Here is an 18568-nt window from a genome sequence, read left to right on the forward strand (position 1 = left end):
CCTCCCCTGCGCCTCAGTCGTTATCCGACGACTTGTTCATCTGAGCCTTTATCAGCTCGCCGATGGTCGTGGGACCCGCCGCTTCGACCGGCTTGTCCTGAATCGACTTCAACGCCTGTTTTTCGGCCTGCGCATCCAGCTGCTTGACGGAGAGCTGAATATTGCGGCTGCGACGGTCGATATTGATGATCGCCGCCTCGACTTCGTCGCCGACCTTGTACAGTGACGTCAGGCTGTCGATGCGATCGCGCGAAGCCTCGGCGATACGCAACTGCCCGCTCACGCCCTCGGCCAGCTCCAGGGTTGCCTGACGGTCCGTGACTTCGGTGACCCGGCCGCGAACCGCCGAGCCCTTGCCATGAGCCGACACGAAGTCGCCGAAGGGGTCGCCCGCCAGCTGCTTGACTCCGAGCGCAATACGCTCGCGTTCGGGATCGACCGACAGCACCACGGCAGTCAGCTCGTCGCCCTTGTTCAGCTCCTTGACCACCTGCTCACCGGGCTCATCCCAGGACAGATCGGAGAGATGCACCAGGCCGTCGATACCACCTTCCAGTCCGATGAAGACACCGAAGTCGGTAATCGAACGGATTTTGCCGGTGAGGATGTCGCCCTTGCCGTAGCTGTTGGCGAAGGCCTGCCAGGGGTTTTCCTGACACTGCTTCATACCCAGCGAGATACGCCGGCGCTCGGTATCGATATCGAGCACCATGACCTCGATCTCGTCGCCGATCTGCACCACTTTGGACGGGTGGATGTTCTTGTTGGTCCAGTCCATCTCGGACACGTGCACCAACCCTTCGACGCCACTTTCCAGCTCGGCGAAGCAGCCGTAATCGGCCACGTTGGTCACCCGCGCCTTGACCCTGGAGCCCACCGCGTAGTTGTCGAGCAGCTGGTTCCAGGGGTCTTCGCTCAGCTGCTTGAGACCCAGCGAAACGCGGTTGCGCTCGCGGTCGAATTTCAGCACCTTGACGTCGATCTCGTCACCGACGTTGAGCACCTCGCTCGGATGCTTGACCCTTTTCCAGGCGATGTCGGTGATGTGCAGCAGGCCGTCGATGCCACCAAGGTCGATGAAGGCACCGTAGTCGGTGAGATTCTTGACGATGCCCTTGAGCACGACGCCTTCCTGCAACTGCTCGATAAGCTTTTCGCGCTCCTCGCTGTTGGCAGCTTCCAGCACCGCGCGACGGGACACGACGATATTGTTGCGGCGGGGGTCCAGCTTGACGAGCTTGAACTCGAGTTCGTGACCCTCGAGATGGGACACGTCCCGGGTCGGGCGCACATCCACCAGCGACCCCGGCAGAAATGCCTGCACGGTGTCGAGGCCAACGGTAAAGCCGCCGCGCACCTTGCCGATGATCTGGCCCTTGACCACCTCGTCGTTTTCGTAGGCGCGCTCCAGCTCTTTCCAGGTCTCGGCACGCTTGGCTTTCTCGCGCGAGAGCTGGGTGGCGCCGAAGCCGTCCTCGACCGACTCGAGCGCCACCTGGACCTCGTCGCCGACCTTGACGGTCAGCTCCCCGTTCTCGTCCTCGAACTGGGAGCGCGGAATGATACCTTCGGACTTGAGCCCGGCATGCACCGTGACCACCTCGGTATCGATCGCCACCACTGTGCCGGTCACGATCGAACCCGGTGCCATTTCTATATCCTTGAGGCTCTCCTCAAAGAGTTCGGCAAAACTTTCGCTCATCAATGCTCACCTTCGCCATCGGGATGGCCTACCCGGTCAACCCCTTGTGCCTCGCCTGATCCAGAACCACGTTGAGGACTTCGTCGATCGACATCGAGGTGGAATCGAGAATCACCGCGTCGGACGCGGGCTTCAGCGGCGCCACCGGACGTTTCATGTCACGGTCGTCACGTGCCTGAATATCAACCAATATTGCTTCAAGGCTAGCACCGACCCCCTTATTTATCAACTGGTTATAACGGCGTCGCGCGCGCTCTTCGGCACTGGCGTCGAGGTAGATTTTCAGCTCCGCGCCGGGGAATACCACGGTACCCATATCCCGGCCATCGGCAATCAGGCCCGGGGCTTCGCGAAACGCCCGCTGGCGCTCCAGCAATGCCTCGCGAACCGGGCCACTGGCGGCAGCCTTCGAGGCGGCGTTACCGACCTCTTCGGTCCGGATCGCATGCGTGACCTCCTCACCTTCGAGGAAGATCTGCACCTCGTCGTCCTCGCCCCGGGCGACGAACTTCACATCCAGGTGAGCCGCCAGCACGACCAGCGCCTGCTCATCATCCAGCGCCACTCCATGGTGCTGCGCCGCCAGCGCAGTCAGCCGGTAGAGTGCGCCGCTGTCGAGCAGGTGCCAGCCGAGCTGACGTGCGAGCAGCCGGCAGATGGTGCCTTTTCCGGACCCGCTGGGTCCATCGACACTGATTACCGGCACCTGCTTCTCTCTTGCGGCCATCAGGCCTCCTCCTTACGTATTCTGATTCCCGCCCGTCGGGCGAGAGCGATAAAGTCGGGAAACGACGCCGCGACGGCGTCGCAGCCCCCTATATGAATTTCGTTCTCGGCGCGCAGCGCCGCCACCGCCAGCGCCACCGCCACCCGCGCATCACCGCCGCAGTCGAGCGAGCCGCCGCCGATACGGCCGCCACGGACCCGGGCGCCGTCGCCCTCCAGCACCGCATCGACTCCCAGCGCACGCAGCGCCGAGGCTGTGACAGCCAGCCGCTCCTGCACCCGGGCGCCACGCTCTCCGAGTCCGTGAAAGCGGCTTTCGCCGACTGCGCAGGCGGCCGCCACCATCAGCAGCGGGCACTCGTCCAGCGCCGTCGTCAGCAGCTGTGACGGCAGTTCGATCCCCTGCAGGGGACGATAGCGCACCTGAATATCCGCGACAGGCTCCGCACCGACCAGGTCCTCGTTGCACAGCTCGATATCGGCCCCCATCAGCAGCAGGATATCGATCACCCCGCGGCGCGTCGGGTTGATGCCGACGTGCTCGAGCCGGATGTCCGAGCCCGGGGCGATCGACGCCGCGACGATGAAGGCCGCGGCGGCGGAGATATCGCCCGGTACCGCGATTTTAGCCCCACTCAGGCGACCGCCACTATGGACCGTACTGCAGCCGCTCACCACCTCGACCGGCCAGCCGAAGCCGCGCAGCATGCGTTCGGTATGATCCCGCGTCGCCGCAGGCTCCAGCACCCGGGTGGCGCCCTCGGCACGCAGGCCAGCCAGCAGCAGCGCCGACTTGACCTGGGCGCTGGCGGCCGGCAGCCGGTGTTCGATCCCCCGCAGCCGCTGCCCGCCGCGGATACGCAGCGGCGGGCGGCCGGCATCTTGCGCCTCGATGCCGGCGCCCATGTTCTGCAACGGCTCGATAACGGCGGCCATACTGCGCCGCGACAGTCCGGCCCCGCCGGTCAGCTCGGTATCGAACGGCTGCCCCGCCAGCACCCCTGCAAGCAGACGCATGGTGGTGCCGGAATCGCCCAGGTACAGCGGCCCCGGCGGCGGCTGCAGGCCCTCGAGGCCAACACCGTATATTTTCACCGCCCCCTGATGCGGCCCTTCGATCACCACGCCCATATCGCGAAACGCCTGCAGCGTCGCCAGGCTGTCCTCGCTTTCGGCAAAGCCCTCGATTTCGGTGATGCCGTCCGCCAGCGAGCCGAGCATGATGGCGCGATGCGAAATCGACATATCGCCGGGCAGGCGCAGCTGGCCGCTCAGGGCACCACCGGGCTGGAGCACGAAGTTTACCGGTCCCGGATGCTGTTTCTGTGAATAGGCGGAACTGGACAGAATCCGCGTGAAGTGGTCTCGCGAGGCCTTGGCGCGGGTGAAGATGCCCAGCATCGTCTGGCTGTCCGACGTCGCCACGGCCTGGCGCAGCCGCGCCACGCCTTCGCTGAAGCGGTCGATCTGGCCGAGGATCGCCTCGCGGTTGGCCAAGCAGATATCGTGCCACATGGTCGGATCGGAGGCCGCGATGCGGGTGAAGTCGCGAAAACCGCCGGCGGCGTAGCGGAAGATATCGGTGTTTTCGGCCTCGGCGGCGAGGGTATCCACCAGCGAAAACGCCAGCAGGTGCGGCAGATGACTGGTGGCCGCAAGCACCTCGTCGTGGCGCGACAGCTCCATCTGCAGCACTTCGGCCCCGGTCGCCTGCCACATGCGCGCGATCGCCAGCGTCGCCTGCGCCGAACTGGTCTCGGTCAGCGTCAGGATGACCTTGTGGCGCTCGAACAGCTGCGCATCGGCCGCCGCTACACCGCTTTTTTCCGAGCCGGCGATCGGGTGGCCCGGCACGAAGGTCGGCGGCAGCTGGCCGAATACCGCCCGCGCCGCCTCGACCACATTGCCTTTGGTGCTGCCGACGTCCGTCAGCAGGGTTTCAGGGCGCAGCGCGGGCCGGATCTCGGCCAGCACCGCGTCGGTCGCCTTCACCGGTACCGCCAGCACCACGATATCGGCGGCATGGACCGCCTCGGCAAGGTCTGTCGCCGCTTCGTCGATCACCCCGAGCGCCAGCCCGGCTTCGAGTTCGTCGGTATTACGATCGTAACCGACCAGCGTTCGGCAATAGCGGCGCTCCCTCAGCGCCTTCGCCAGCGAACCGCCGATCAGTCCCAGCCCGACAACCAGTATCCGGTCGACCGAATGCCTCACGTCAGCACCTCGGCCAGCGCCTCGAGGCAGCGCTCGTTTTCCGCCGCCAGACCGATGGTCGCCCGCAGATGATTGGGCATTGCATAGTTCGCCACCGGCCGCAGTATCACGCCGCGCTCGAGCAGCTGCTGATACACCGGCGCCGCCGGACGCCCGCAGTCGAACGCGACGAAATTGCCCGCCGACGGGATAAAGTCGAGCCCAAGCCGTCGCAGCCCCTCGGTCAGCTGCGCCATGCCCGCACTGTTGCAGTCACGGGTGCGGGCAAGGTAGTCGTGATCGTCAAGCACGGCTTCGGCGGCCGCCAGCGCCGGAACGCTGACGTTGAAGGGCTGGCGCACCCGGTTCAGCAGATCGGTGATCTGGAGATCCGCCGCGGCGTAGCCCACCCGAAGGCCGGCCAGGCCGTAGGCCTTGGAGAAGGTGCGTGTCACCACCAGATTCCGGTAACGCCGCAGCAGCTCGAGCCCGTCGGGGAAACCGGGCTCGCGCACATACTCGGTGTAGGCCTCGTCCAGCACCACTATCACCTGCTCGGGAAGGGCGTCGAGAAAGGCCGTCAGTGCGGTTTCGTCGAGCCAGGTGCCGGTCGGGTTGTTGGGGTTGGCGATGAAAATCAGACGGGTGCGTTCGGTCACCGCCGCCAGCATGGCGTCAAGGTCGTGCCCCCAGTTGTGCGCCGGCGTCACCACCGCGGTAGCGCCGCTGGCACGGGTCACGATCGGATAGACAAGAAAAGCGTATTGAGAATAGATGACCTCGTCGCCCGGTCGCACAAAGGTACGCGCCAGCAGCTCGAGCACGTCGTTGGAGCCATTGCCCAGGGTCAGGTGTTCGGGCGCCAGACCCAGTACCCGCTGCAGCGCCTGCTTGAAGCGGTAGCCGCTGGCATCGGGATACAGATGCAGTTGCGACAGCGCCTGCTGCGCCGCGGCAAGCGCCACCCTGCTCGGTCCCAGGGGGTTTTCGTTGCTTGCCAGCTTGACCACCTGGCTGAGCCCGAGCTCACGCTCGAGCTCCTGGGCCGGTTTGCCCGGCACGTAGGGCTCCAGCCCCTGAACGCCCGGCGTGGCCCGGGCGATAAAATCACAACCCATAACGGGACTCCGGTGGATAAGCTTACAGAACCGCCTGCGGATAGGAACCGAGGAGTTTCAGCTCGACCGACTCCGATTCAAGCTCCTTGATCAGCGCCTGCACTTCCGGATCGGCCACATGGCCTTCAAAATCAATATAGAACACCATGTTCCAGGGACCGGACAACGTGCGGGTCTCGATACGGGTCAGACTGATGCCGCGCGCGCGAAACGGCGCCAGCAGCTCGTACAGCGCACCCGGCTTGTCATGGGCGCAGATCAGCAGCGAGGTCTTGTCCTTGCCGCTGGGCCCGACCTCCTGACGCCCCAGTATCAGGAAGCGGCTGCTGCTCTCGGCCTGATCCTCGACATTGCGCACCGCGACCTGCAGCGGGTACAGCTCGATCGCAAGTTCAGTTCCGATTGCCGCGCCGAGACCGACCTCGGCATCGGCGGACGCCTGCCGCGCCGCATCGGCGTTGGTCGCGACAGTGATGCGTTCCACCGACGGATAGTGGGCGTCGAGCCAGCGGCGGCACTGCGCCAGTGCCTGCTGGGTGGCATAGATGCGCGTCACATGATGACGGTCGGCGCCGGCTTTCATCAGCAGGTGGTGATGGATCTTCAGCTCGACCTCTCCGACGATCGATAGCTGGAAACGGCCAAACAGGTCGAGGGTATGGTTGACCATACCCTCATTGGAGTTCTCGACCGGCACCACGCCATAGTGGGCGGTGCCGGCTTCGACCTCGCGGAAGACTTCGTCAAGCGTACCCAGCGGCGCGGTGATCGCCGAGAGACCAAAATGCTTGACCGCGGCCTGCTGGGTGAAGGTGCCCTCCGGCCCCAGAAAGGCAATGCGCATCGGCTGCTCCAGCGCCAGGCACACCGACATGATTTCGCGGAACAGCCGCGCCACGTCCTGCGCCGGCAAGGGCCCGCTGTTGCGTGCCATGACCCGGCGCAGTACCTGAGCTTCGCGCTCCGGGCGATAGAACACCGCATCGCCCTGTCCCTGATGCTTCTGCTTGACCTCCGCCACCTGCTGGGCGCAGAGCGCCCGCTGGTTGAGCAGGGACTGAATCTGCTGGTCGATCTGGTCGATCTGATCCCGCAGTACCCGCAGTTCCTTTTCCTGGTCGCTCATATTCATGCCGCTCTTCTGTGTTCATCGCGCCTTGTCGATACCGAAGAGTATCGCTTCGGCCGACATTACCTGACCAATCGACGTAGGGTGCCCTGAGCGCAGCGAAGCGCACCGTGCCCTTTGCAGAGGCATCAATGGCGGCACGTTTCGCTCCGCTTTCCCGGTATTCGCTCCTGCAATACCGGGATACACGCCATCCATGGAGATAAAGGCTGCCCTATGTTCCGGTCCGGCAATAGCTACTCCTTTAACGCCCTGGTATTCAACCGTTGCTCTTCTCGAACTCTCGCATGAAGTCGATCAGGGCATCGACCGCCGCTTCGGGTACGGCGTTGTAGAGACTGGCGCGCATGCCGCCAACCGAGCGATGCCCCTTCAGGTTCAACAGCCCCGCGGCATCCGCCTGCTCGAGGAAAAGCTTGTCCAGCGCGCTGTCGGCGAGGGTGAAGGGCACGTTCATCCAGGAGCGGCTGCCGGCATCGATGGGATTGGCGTAAAAGTCGCTGCCATCGATATAACCATAGAGCTTGTCGGCCTTGCGACGGTTGATCGCCTCCATCGCCTCCACGCCACCCTGGCGCTTGAGCCACTGAAACACCAGCCCGGCCAGATACCAGCCGAAGGTCGGCGGGGTATTGTTCATCGAGTCGGCCTCGGCATGGACCTGGTAGTCGAACATGGTCGGCGCGCTGGCGGCGGCCCTGCCCAGCAGGTCGTCACGCACAATCACCACCGTAAGACCCGCCGGTCCGATATTCTTCTGAGCGCCGGCGTAAATCAGACCGAAGCGGCTGACGTCGCAGGGACGTGACAGTATGGTCGAGGACATGTCCGCGACCAGCGGCACCTCGCCGGTTTCCGGCACATAGCCGAACTCCACGCCACCGATGGTTTCGTTCGGGGTGTAATGGACATAGGCCGCCGACGGATCCAGGTCGAGTTCGTCCTGCGAAGGCACCCGGGTAAAGCCCGCGCTCTCGGTGCTCGCGGCGATGCGCGCCGTGGCGTAGCGGCCGGCTTCCTGGATCGCCTTTTTCGACCAGATGCCGGTGTTGATGTAATCCGCACTGTCCCTGCCGCCGAGCAGGTTCAGCGGCACCATCGCGAACTGGCTGGTCGCACCGCCCTGCAGGAACAGCACCCGGTAGTTGTCCGGAATACCCATCAGCTCGCGCAGATCCTGTTCGGCCTGCGTGGCCACCGAGACGAAGGCATCGCTGCGGTGGCTCATTTCCATGATCGACAGGCCCTCACCGTGCCAGTCGAGCATCTCGTCGCGCGCCTGTTGGAGGACCTCATCCGGCAATGCCGCCGGACCTGCACTGAAATTGAATTTGCGGCTCATTTTCTCGTTCGAACTCGACAGACTGATATTCTGGCAATGCCGCGGGTGTCTGAACCCGCGGCAAGATTGGCTTCAGGTTACGCGACCGGGCGGCTGCGCCACCCGACCGCAGTTGCCGGCGGCCTATTCGTCGGCGTCGGCGTCGGCGACGCCATCACCCGCTTCACCTGGCGCTGTCCCGGTGGCCGGCTCCTGCGCCTCGATGGCCTCGGCACTCTCCGGCTCGTCGGCCTCCTCGATACGCGCCAGACCGACAAGGGTTTCGTCCTCGGCGACCCGGATCAGCATCACACCCTGGGTATTGCGACTCAGCTCCGAGATTTCCTCGGTACGGGTACGCACCATGGTGCCGCGATTGCTGATCAGCATCACATCGTCACCCTCGAACACCTGCACCGCGCCGGCCAGGCCGCCGTTGCGCTCGGTGCACTGCATGGCAATCACGCCCTGTCCGCCGCGCCCCTTGATCGGGAATTCGTCGACCGAGGTCTTCTTGCCGTAGCCGCGATCGGAAGCGGTCAGGATCTTGCCGCCCGGGCGCGGAATGATCAACGAGATCACCGCGGTATCGTCCGCCATGCGAATGCCGCGCACACCACGCGCCGTGCGCCCCATGGCGCGCACCTGAGCCTCGTCGAAGCGCATCGCCTTGCCGGCGCTCGTCACCAGCAGCACATCGTTGTCACCGTCGGTGATGGCGGCGCCGATCAAGTGATCGCCCTCGTCCAGACCCAGTGCGATGAGGCCATTGCTGCGCGGCCGCGAGAAGCTGTCCAGCGGGGTTTTCTTGACGGTGCCGTTGGCGGTCGCCATGAACACGAACCGGTCTTCGCTGTATTCGTTGACCGGCAGGATGGTGGTGATGCGCTCCCCCTCCTCCAGTGGCAGAATATTGACGATCGGCCGCCCCCGCGCCGTACGGCTGGCCTGCGGAATCTCGAACACCCGCAGCCAGTACACCTTGCCGCGGCTGGTGAAGCACAGGATGGTGTCGTGGGTGCTGGCGATCAGCAGGTGCTCGATGAAGTCCTCGTCCTTCATCGACGTTGCCGACTTGCCACGGCCGCCGCGACGCTGTGCCTGATAGTCCGCCAGCGGCTGCGTCTTGGCGTAACCACCGTGGGAAATGGTCACGACCATATCCTCTTCGGTGATCAGGTCGGCGACGGTCAGGTCACGGCGCGACGCGGTGATTTCAGTGCGGCGCTCGTCGCCGTATTCCTCGAGGATCGCCTCGAGTTCCTCGCGGATCACCTCCATCAGGCGCTCGTGGGAGCCGAGAATCTTCAGCAGCTCGGCGATACGATCGAGCAGCTCGCGATACTCGGCGATCAGCTTTTCGTGCTCGAGGCCGGTCAGGCGGTGCAGCCGCAGGTCGAGAATCGCCTGCGCCTGGGCCGGCGACAGGTGGTAAAGGCCTTCTCGCAGCCCGTACCGCTCTTCCAGGTCCTCGGGACGGCAGGCATCTTCGCCGGCGCGCTCGAGCATCTGCAGTACGTCGCCCGGTGCCCAGCCGCGCGCGATCAGCGCTTCCTTCGCCTCGGCCGGCGTCGGCGAGTTCTTGATCAGCTCGATCACCGGGTCGATATTGGCCAGCGCGACCGCCAGACCCTCGAGAATATGGCCGCGTTCGCGCGCCTTGCGCAGCAGGTAGACGGTGCGACGGGTCACCACCTCGCGGCGATGGCGGATGAAGTTCTCCAGCAGCGCCTTGAGATCGAGCACCTTGGGCTGGCCGTCCACCAGCGCCACCACGTTGATGCCGAAGACACTTTCCATCTGCGTCTGGGCGAACAGGTTGTTGACCACCACATCGGGCACTTCGCCGCGGCGCAGCTCGATAACGATGCGCATGCCGTCCTTGTCGGACTCGTCGCGCAGCTCCGAGATGCCCTCGATACGCTTTTCCTTGACCAGATCCGCGATCTTCTCGATCAGCCGCGCCTTGTTGAGCTGGTACGGGATCTCGGTGACGATGATGGCGGCACGGCTGGTCTTCGGATCTTCCTCCACATGGTGCTTGGCACGCACGTAGATGCGGCCGCGACCGGTGCGGTAAGCCTCGAGTATGCCGGCACGGCCGTTGATGATGCCACCGGTCGGAAAATCGGGACCCGGGATGTATTCCATCAGCTCGTCGACGGAGAGCTGGCTGTTGTCGATCAGCGCGATACATCCGCGCACCACCTCGGTCAGGTTGTGCGGCGGAATATTGGTCGCCATGCCCACGGCGATGCCGGAGGAGCCGTTGATCAGCAGGTTCGGCACCTTGGTCGGCAGCACGTCCGGTATTTCTTCGGTGCCGTCATAGTTGGGCACGTAATCGACGGTTTCCTTGTCGAGATCGGCCAGCAGCTCGTGGGCGATCTTGGCCATGCGAATCTCGGTGTAACGCATGGCCGCGGCGGAGTCGCCGTCGATGGAGCCAAAGTTCCCCTGGCCATCGATCAGCGGGTAGCGCATCGAGAAATCCTGCGCCAGACGCACGATGGTGTCGTATACCGCGCTGTCGCCGTGCGGGTGATATTTACCGATAACATCGCCGACGACACGCGCGGACTTCTTGTACGGTTTGTTCCAGTCGTTGCCCAGCTCGCTCATCGCGAACAGCACGCGTCGATGCACAGGCTTGAGGCCGTCACGCACATCCGGCAGCGCGCGGCCGACGATGACGCTCATGGCGTAATCGAGATACGACTGCTTGAGCTCGTCCTCGATATTGACTGGCAAAATTTCTTTGGCTAGATCACCCATTCGTCTCAGCTTTCCTTAGATCCGGTCTGCTCGATAGAGGCCCACTTGCCGGCCTGAATAACCGCGCGAGTATACCACAAAGACGCGCCTTCACAGTTGGGAGTTAACAGTTGCCGCCCAATGCCTTGCGACCGAGCAGGTTGCTGCTGAGCGCCGCAAGCTCCATGGATGGAGGGAAGATCGGTATAGCAGGAGCAGATACCGACGATGCGCACCGAACACCCGGGGCGCCCCGAGACAGCCGGTGCCTCGCAGGACTCACCGACACCCTGCGACAGCCTTCTGTCTTCTCTTCTGTTAAATGCTAGAATGGCCGACTTTCAACTCCAGTCCTGCAGCAGCGACCGCAATGACCGATACCCGAAGCCTCAATATCGACCCGGACGAAATTGCCAAATTCGAAGAACTGGCCAGCCGCTGGTGGGATCGCAACAGCGAGTTCAAGCCGCTGCACGATATCAATCCGCTGCGGGTCGGCTATATAGACCGTATCGCCTCGCTTGCCGGCAAGAAGGTTCTGGACGTCGGCTGCGGCGGCGGCATCCTCTCCGAGTCGATGGCCCGGCGCGGCGCCGAGGTCAACGGTATCGACATGGGCGAAGCCCCGCTCAAGGTGGCCAGACTGCACAGCCTGGAGAGCGAACTGGCGATCGAGTACCGCCAGATCACCGTCGAGCAGCTGGCAGACGAGCGCCCGGAGCACTATGACGTCGTGACCTGCATGGAAATGCTCGAGCACGTGCCGGACCCCGCTTCGATCGTCACCGCCTGCGCGCGCCTGGCCCGCCCGGGCGGCCACCTGTTCTTTTCCACGCTGAACAAGAACCCCAAGAGCTACCTGTTCGCCATCCTTGGCGCCGAACGGCTGCTCAAGCTGGTCCCGCAGGGCACCCACGACTTCAGCAAATTCATCCGGCCTTCGCAGCTCGGCGCCTGGATTCGCGCCGCCGGCCTGCGCATGGAAGACATCACCGGTCTGGTCTACAACCCTCTGACCAAGAGCTACCGGCTCGACCCGAAGGATGTCGACGTCAACTACATGATCGCCACCCGGAAACCCGTTTGAGATGAAACAGCCGCTGGACGCCGTGCTGTTCGACCTCGACGGCACCCTGCTCGACACCGCACCGGACTTCATCTGGGTCATCAACCGCCTGCTGGGCGAGGAAGGCAGGCCAGTGATGGCGTTCGACAGCCTGCGCGAGCAGGTGTCGAACGGCGCCAATGCCATGATCCGCACCGCTTTCGGCATCGACGAGACGCATGAGGAGTTCGCCGGCCTGCGCACGCGCTTTCTGGATATCTACGGCGATCACCTGGCGATCGAGAGCCGCGCTTTCGACGGTATCGACGAGCTGCTGTTCTGGCTCGACGAGATCGGCATTCCCTGGGGCGTGGTGACCAACAAACCCGAACGCTATACCCGCGGCCTGCTGGCGGCGCTGCAGCTCGACCGCCGCGCCGGCAGTATCGTTTGTCCGGAACAGGTGTGCGAGCGCAAACCGCACCCCGAGTCGCTGTGGCTGGCCTGCCGCGAGCTCGGCTGTCGCCCCGAGCACAGTCTGTACATCGGTGACCACGTGCGCGATATCGAGGCCGGCCGCAATGCCGGCATGCCCACCATCGCCGCCCGATACGGCTATGTCGCCCCCGGGGAAAACCCGGACGACTGGCAGGCCGATCACGGCGTCGACAGCGCCCGCGCCATCAAACCGCTGCTACAATCCCTGTATCATCTTTAACCTGGCTAAGTGCCCGCAAGGAAGTACCATGTTCGACTACAGCGCCCCGGAAAATCTGCTGCAAGACCGTACCATCGTCATTACCGGCGCCGGAGACGGCATTGGCCGGGCGGCGGCAAAGGCCTGCGCCGCCCGCGGCGCGACCGTGGTCCTGCTCGGGCGCACGCTGGAAAAGCTGGAAAAGGTGTATGACGAAATCGAGGCGGCCGGACATCCTCAGCCGGCAATCGTACCGATGAACCTGGAAAGCGCCGGCGAGCACGATTACCAGGAGCTCGCCGCCAAGCTGGAGCAGGAATTCGGAAAGATCGACGGACTGCTGCACAACGCCAGTCTGCTGGGCCTGCGCACGCCGGTGGAATCCTACGATCCGGTGGTCTGGAACCAGGTCATGCAGGTCAACGTCACCGCCGCCTTTCTGCTGACCCAGGCCCTGCTGCCGCTGCTGGCGCAATCCGAGGACGCCTCGATCATTTTCACCAGCTCCGGCGTGGGTCGAAAGGGACGCGCCTTCTGGGGCGCCTACAGCGTATCCAAGTTCGCCACCGAGGGGCTGTCGCAGATCCTGGCGGACGAACTGGAAAACACCACCAACATCCGCGTCAACTGCATCAACCCCGGCGCCACCCGCACCCAGATGCGCGCCAACGCCTACCCCGCCGAGGACCCGAACAGCAACCCGGCACCGGATGAGATCATGCCGGTGTATCTCTACCTGCTGGGACCTGACAGCCGCGAGGTCAACGGCCAGTCTCTGGATGCGCAGTAGGCAGGAGCGGTGAGTGGTGAGTGGTGAGTGGTGAGTGGTGAGTGGTGAGTGATAGGGTGCCGGTGAACGCAGCGAACCGCACCCTAACAGCCAACTTGGCGACTGCTGCAGCGGCGAATCAAACCCGCATCGTGCCAAACCGTTCGCGGCGTGACGCCGCTCCTACGGATATCGCGGCGCCTACCGGTTACCGTAGGAGCCGCGCCCCGCGGCGAAGCTTTTAACTCCGCCCGGGCAATTCGCGGCGAGGCGCCGCTCCCCCCATGCTCAAACCTGAGCGTCGCCCTTGGGCTTGTGCTTCGGCCCTTCTTCGCGACGGCTGCGCTGGCGCTTGAAGCGGCGCTCCAGGCTGGCCTTTTCGGCAGGCTTGAGACGCGTTGGCTTTTTATCCGCCAGGCCCAGCATCTTCGACAAGGCCTTGATCTCCTTCGGCGTCAGCTCCTTCCAGGTACCGACCGGCACGTCGCTCGGCAGGAACAGCGGCCCGTAGCGGACGCGCTTGAGCCGGCTGACCTGGACCCCCTGGGATTCCCAGAGCCTGCGCACCTCGCGATTGCGCCCTTCCATGACCACGCAGTGGTACCACTTGTTGGCGCCTTCGCCGTCGAAGTACTGCACGTCGGTAAAACGCGCCATACCGTCTTCCAGCAGAACCCCCTGCTTGAGCCGCTCGAGCATGGCATCGTCGACATCACCCAGCACACGTACCGCGTATTCGCGATCGATCTGCGCCGACGGGTGCATCATGGCGTTGGCCAGTTCACCATCGGTGGTGAACAGCAACAGACCCGTGGTATTGATATCGAGGCGCCCGATGGCAATCCAGCGCCCCTGACTGAGCGCCGGCAGGTGATCGAACACCGTCTTGCGCCCTTCCGGGTCGTGCCGCGTCGAAATCTCGCCCAGCGGCTTGTTGTAGATCAGCACCCGCCGCTGGCTCTCGCGCTCGAAAATCAACTTCACCGGGCGGCCATCGAGCGTGACCCGAGCAGCAGGACCGATACGGTCACCAAGGCCCGCGCGCTCACCATCGATGCTGAACCGCCCTTCTTCTATCCAACGCTCCATCTCACGACGTGAGCCCAAACCGGAGCGCGCCAATACCTTTTGCAGCTTTTCATCTGACATTTGACGCTTCCTATTAAAACGTTACGCGTTACGCGCGAATAAAAAAAGCTCCCCAGGACAGACCCGGAGAGCTTCGGTGAATCATAGCACGGAGCCGATCAGATGCGGGTATCTTCCTTGCTCACACCGTGCTTCTCGAAGTATTCCTTGAAAACGACCGGCGTACGACCGCGACCGGACCACTCGTGGACCTGCCCTTCTTCATCGGTGATGCGGTATTTGGCTTCGACCTTGCGCTTGCCGGTTTCACCGCCTTTCAGCGCCTGCAGTTCGTCGAGACCGATGCCCGCCGCTTCCATCTGCTTGCGGATCTCTTCAATCTTGGCCTTGCGCGCCTCGAGTTCCGCCTGCATTTCAGCCTCTGCGGCTTTGCGTTCTTCGATTATCTCGCCGAGATCCGCCAGCGCCTTCTCAATATCGCCTACCGACAGCTCCTGACAGTGTTTACGCAGCGAATTCTTGCGGGTGAGGTTTTTAACAAAATCTGACATGTCTCGGGATGCTCTTTAATTGATGAACCTGATACTGCAATTATCGTTATAAATAATACATTTTCAAGGAAGAGCATCGTTTAGTAAGAATTTTATTTATTGCCAGCGAAAACCGCTCCCGCATAAACGATTAAGTCGCCAGCCGAAAAGGCCTTAGCCAAAAACATCGACCGGCCCGGCGCCGGAACGCACGACCTCGGGCACGCCTTCCACAAGGCTCACAACGGTCGTGGCCTCCATACCGCAATAACCGCCGTCGATGACCAGGTCGACGCTGTGCTGCAGCAACTCACGAATTTCGTAGGGATCCATCAATGGCTGGTCCTCGCCCGGCATTATCAGCGTCGTACTCATAATCGGCTCGCCCAGCGCCGCCATCAGATCGAGCGCAATGGGGTTATCCGGTATACGGATGCCAATCGTTCGGCGCTTCGGGTGCAACAGCCGGCGCGGCACCTCCGTCGTCGCATTGAGGATAAAGGTATAGGCTCCCGGCGTATGCGCCTTGATCAGTCGGTAGCATTGATTATCCATCTTGGCATAGATGCCAATCTGGCTGAGGTCCTGGCAGACCAGCGTAAAGTTATGCTTGTCGTCGAGCTGGCGGATACGCTGTATGCGTTCCATTGCCGACTTGTCACCCAAATGACAGCCAAGGGCATAGGCACTGTCGGTGGGATATACGATGACCCCACCCTTGTTTAATATCTCAACAGCCTGATTGATTAGCCGCTTCTGCGGATTTTCCGGATGAATCTGGAAAAACTGGCTCATTTCCCCGCCTTCTATTTGAAGCTCCTGTAGCACGGAGTGTAGCCGACAGCAGGCACCTTCGTCTAAAGAAGCCGCTCGAGAACATGCCGCCCGTTTTCTTCAAGCGGCATGAAACGCCCCAGTTCCACCCAGACCTGGCCCGGATGATGAAAATCGCTGCCGGCAGAGAGCAATAACTCCGCCCTGCGGGCGATCTTGTGCATTTCCCGCTGGTGATCCGGCTTGATTCCGGAATAGCTCACCTCCAGACCGTCGCCACCGGCCTTGACGAAATCATTGAGCAGCGAGCGCAGCCGGGTGAAGGTCAGACGATACTTGGTTGGATGGGCCAGCACGCCGAGACCACCGACACCGTGCAGCATCTCCAGCGCCTCGCTCATTGCCGGCCAGGGCATCTTGACGTCGCCCACCTTGCCCGGCCCCAGATAACGCTTGAAGGCCTGCTGCTCGTTTTCGCACACGCCGGCCGCGACCAGCGCCGCGGCGAAATGCGGCCGCCCGACCTGGCCTGCGCCGGCGCGCGCGGTCACATCGGGCAGAAGATCCGGAAGGTTGCGCTGCTGCAGCTTGTGGGCGATTCGCTCGGCCCGCTCGCGCCGCATGTCCTCCAGGCGGACCAGATAACGTTGCAGACTGTCGGCATGGCGGTCGAAACCAAGCCCGACCAGGTGCACCACCTGACGCCCCCAGAGCGCGGTCAGCTCGACGCCGCTCACCAGGACGAGCCCGTGCGAGCGCGCAGCCTCGCTGGCCTCGTCGAGACCGGCGACACTGTCATGATCGGTGATGGCCAGCACCTCGACGCCTTGCCCGGCGGCGCGCTCCACCAGCTGCGCCGGCGCAAGGGAGCCGTCCGAGGCGGTGGTATGGCAATGAAGATCGTATTTTGGCAGGGTCATCGGCACGTCCCGGGGAAACCGCATACCGTCCGCGGCCCGGCGGTCCGGGACTTGAACGCAGGTTTCTTTATTACTGTCTGTACGACCATTATACTGGGTGTCCACTCAGTAGACGCCAAGCTCATGAAACTGCTGCTCGATTTTCTTCCGGTCATCATCTTCTTTATCGTCTACAAGGCGACAGACAACATCATCCTCGCCACCGCCGTGCTGATCCCGGCGACGCTGGCCCAGATGCTCTATACCTGGATCCGCACCCACACCATCGAGAAGATGCAGCTTGTCACCCTGGCACTGGTCGTGCTGCTGGGCGGCGCCACTGTACTCTTTCACGACAAGACTTTCATCCAGTGGAAGCCGACGGTGGTCAACTGGCTCTTTGCTCTCGCCTTTCTCGGCAGCCAGTACATTGGCAGCAAGCCCATCGTACAGCGACTGATGGAAAGCAATCTGGAACTGCCGGATTTCGTCTGGCGCAAACTCAATATTGCCTGGGTGATCTTCTTTATCCTAATGGGCGGCCTCAACCTCGCGGTCGCCTACAGCCTCAGTGAAGAAGCCTGGGTCAATTTCAAACTGTTCGGCATGCTGGGACTGACCCTGATCTTTATCCTGCTGCAGGGGCTCTATATGTCCCGCCATATCCAGAGTGATTCCCGGGAATAATCGATAATCCGGAAAGAGGAAGAGACCGTAACATGTTTTACGCAATCATGGCCGAGGATAGGCCCAACAGTCTTGAAAAGAGAATGCAGGCCCGTCCCGACCACCTGGCTCGACTTGAACAGCTCAAGAACGAAGGCCGCCTGCTGGTCGCGGGCCCACACCCGGCCATTGACAGCGAGGATCCGGGCCCTGCGGGTTTCAGCGGCAGCCTGGTGATCGCCGAATTCGAGTCGCTCGATGCGGCACAGCAATGGGCCGATGAAGATCCCTATATAAAGGCAGGTGTCTACGATCGGGTACAGGTTAAACCGTACAAAAAAGTTTTACCTTAAGACCAATATCTGTATGTTAGTATATGGTCGATTTGATGTACCCTAGACGGTAGCTGACAACAGCTGTCAACAAACCCGGATACCACGGAGTTGTGACGGTTTCGTTCAATCGTCATTAAGGAACCGTGGGAAAAAATTTGAGCTATTTTTATAGACTGACCACCCCACAACAGGCACAAGGAATCTTAACGATGAAAAAGTTCGCTCTCTCCGCCGGAGTTGCCCTGGCCATGACGCTGTCTGCCGTGGCCCAGGCTCACCCGGAAAACAAGGGCTACGTCGACAACACTGAACAGACCATCTGGCGCAACAGCTTCGGCGAGTGCTGGCACGACGGTTTCTGGACCGAAGCCGACGCCACTATCGAAGGCTGCGATGGCTACATGGCACAGGCCGAGCCGGAACCGGTTCCGGTCGTACCCGCCATGGTTAGCGCCGAGAAGAAATTCAGCCTCTTCTTCGACTTCGACAGCGCAGTCGTCGAGGAAGACATCAGCGCCATCGTCGACTACATCGGCTCCATGGCCGTCCTGGACAACGTCGACCTGGTCGGTAACGCGGACTTCATCGGTAACGCCGACTACAACATGCGCCTCGGCCAGCGTCGTGCAGAAGCCGTTGCCACCGAACTGCGCAACGCCGGCGTAGACGGCACCAAGATCACCGTCAGCTCCATGGGTGAAAACGCTCCGGTCGCAAGCTGCTCCGGCAAGGGCGCCGCTCTGATCGCCTGCCTGCGCGCCGACCGTCGCGTCGACGTCACCATCTCTGGCGAAACCAAAGAGATGTAATCTCCCGCATCA

At 62.7% G+C, this 18568-nt stretch carries 17 protein-coding genes; 6 read left to right on the forward strand and 11 right to left on the reverse strand.

Features of this window, described 5'->3' with window-relative positions:
- Window positions 1–13: 13 nt before the first annotated feature.
- The 7 genes from rpsA to gyrA form a co-directional block, all read right to left on the reverse strand.
- Window positions 14–1702: a 30S ribosomal protein S1 gene (gene rpsA / locus IEX85_RS12315; protein ID WP_188860884.1), complete on the reverse strand. Its 1689-nt coding sequence runs from the start codon at window positions 1700–1702 to the stop codon at window positions 14–16.
- A 28-nt stretch (window positions 1703–1730) separates the two neighbouring features.
- Window positions 1731–2429 carry a (d)CMP kinase gene (gene cmk / locus IEX85_RS12320; RefSeq protein WP_188860885.1) on the reverse strand — a complete coding sequence of 233 codons (699 nt, stop codon included), beginning with the start codon at window positions 2427–2429 and terminating at the stop codon, window positions 1731–1733.
- On the reverse strand, window positions 2429–4642 hold the full coding sequence (locus IEX85_RS12325) for a bifunctional prephenate dehydrogenase/3-phosphoshikimate 1-carboxyvinyltransferase (protein ID WP_188860886.1): 2214 nt from the start codon (window positions 4640–4642) through the stop codon (window positions 2429–2431). The genes cmk and IEX85_RS12325 overlap by 1 nt, the downstream gene beginning before the upstream one ends.
- Complete coding sequence (gene hisC / locus IEX85_RS12330) at window positions 4639–5739, reverse strand: histidinol-phosphate transaminase (protein ID WP_188860887.1); 1101 nt, start codon at window positions 5737–5739, stop codon at window positions 4639–4641. The genes IEX85_RS12325 and hisC overlap by 4 nt, the downstream gene beginning before the upstream one ends.
- Window positions 5740–5761: 22 nt before the next feature.
- Complete coding sequence (gene pheA / locus IEX85_RS12335) at window positions 5762–6865, reverse strand: prephenate dehydratase (RefSeq protein ID WP_188860926.1); 1104 nt, start codon at window positions 6863–6865, stop codon at window positions 5762–5764.
- A gap of 262 nt (window positions 6866–7127) precedes the next feature.
- Complete coding sequence (gene serC / locus IEX85_RS12340) at window positions 7128–8210, reverse strand: 3-phosphoserine/phosphohydroxythreonine transaminase (RefSeq protein ID WP_188860888.1); 1083 nt, start codon at window positions 8208–8210, stop codon at window positions 7128–7130.
- Between the two features lie 123 nt (window positions 8211–8333).
- On the reverse strand, window positions 8334–10964 hold the full coding sequence (gene gyrA, locus IEX85_RS12345; protein WP_188860889.1) for a DNA gyrase subunit A: 2631 nt from the start codon (window positions 10962–10964) through the stop codon (window positions 8334–8336).
- Between the two features lie 349 nt (window positions 10965–11313).
- On the opposite strand from gyrA, the gene ubiG reads away from it, so the two are divergent.
- From ubiG to IEX85_RS12360, 3 genes are read left to right on the forward strand one after another with little or no spacing between them, the layout of a single operon-like run.
- Complete coding sequence (gene ubiG / locus IEX85_RS12350) at window positions 11314–12030, forward strand: bifunctional 2-polyprenyl-6-hydroxyphenol methylase/3-demethylubiquinol 3-O-methyltransferase UbiG (protein ID WP_188860890.1); 717 nt, start codon at window positions 11314–11316, stop codon at window positions 12028–12030.
- 1 nt (window position 12031) lies between these two features.
- Window positions 12032–12706, forward strand: a complete 675-nt coding sequence (locus tag IEX85_RS12355) for an HAD-IA family hydrolase (protein ID WP_188860891.1) — start codon at window positions 12032–12034, stop codon at window positions 12704–12706.
- A gap of 28 nt (window positions 12707–12734) precedes the next feature.
- Window positions 12735–13475, forward strand: coding sequence for a YciK family oxidoreductase (locus tag IEX85_RS12360; RefSeq protein WP_188860892.1), 741 nt, complete (start codon window positions 12735–12737; stop codon window positions 13473–13475).
- A gap of 267 nt (window positions 13476–13742) precedes the next feature.
- Here IEX85_RS12360 and rluB read toward each other — a convergent pair whose 3' ends face one another.
- The 4 genes from rluB to IEX85_RS12380 all read right to left on the reverse strand — a co-directional run bounded on the left by rluB (window position 13743) and on the right by IEX85_RS12380 (window position 16767).
- A complete protein-coding gene (gene rluB, locus IEX85_RS12365) occupies window positions 13743–14603 on the reverse strand; it encodes a 23S rRNA pseudouridine(2605) synthase RluB (protein ID WP_188860893.1) in 861 nt (286 codons plus the stop codon).
- 98 nt (window positions 14604–14701) lie between these two features.
- Window positions 14702–15094: an H-NS histone family protein gene (locus IEX85_RS12370; RefSeq protein WP_188860894.1), complete on the reverse strand. Its 393-nt coding sequence runs from the start codon at window positions 15092–15094 to the stop codon at window positions 14702–14704.
- 153 nt (window positions 15095–15247) lie between these two features.
- Entirely contained in the window at window positions 15248–15868 is a 621-nt protein-coding gene (locus tag IEX85_RS12375; protein WP_188860895.1) for an L-threonylcarbamoyladenylate synthase, read from the reverse strand.
- Window positions 15869–15930: 62 nt separating this feature from the next.
- Entirely contained in the window at window positions 15931–16767 is an 837-nt protein-coding gene (locus IEX85_RS12380) for a PHP domain-containing protein (protein WP_188860896.1), read from the reverse strand.
- Window positions 16768–16890: 123 nt separating this feature from the next.
- Between IEX85_RS12380 and IEX85_RS12385 the strand changes: the two genes are divergently transcribed.
- From IEX85_RS12385 to IEX85_RS12395, 3 genes are all read left to right on the forward strand, one after another.
- On the forward strand, window positions 16891–17433 hold the full coding sequence (locus tag IEX85_RS12385; RefSeq protein WP_188860897.1) for a septation protein A: 543 nt from the start codon (window positions 16891–16893) through the stop codon (window positions 17431–17433).
- 32 nt (window positions 17434–17465) lie between these two features.
- Entirely contained in the window at window positions 17466–17765 is a 300-nt protein-coding gene (locus IEX85_RS12390) for a YciI family protein (protein ID WP_188860898.1), read from the forward strand.
- A 191-nt stretch (window positions 17766–17956) separates the two neighbouring features.
- Window positions 17957–18556: an OmpA family protein gene (locus tag IEX85_RS12395; RefSeq protein ID WP_188860899.1), complete on the forward strand. Its 600-nt coding sequence runs from the start codon at window positions 17957–17959 to the stop codon at window positions 18554–18556.
- Window positions 18557–18568: the final 12 nt, after the last annotated feature.

It is taken from the genome of Marinobacterium nitratireducens, from assembly GCF_014645375.1.
In the GTDB taxonomy this organism is placed as follows: Bacteria; Pseudomonadota; Gammaproteobacteria; order Pseudomonadales; family Balneatricaceae; genus Marinobacterium_A; species Marinobacterium_A nitratireducens.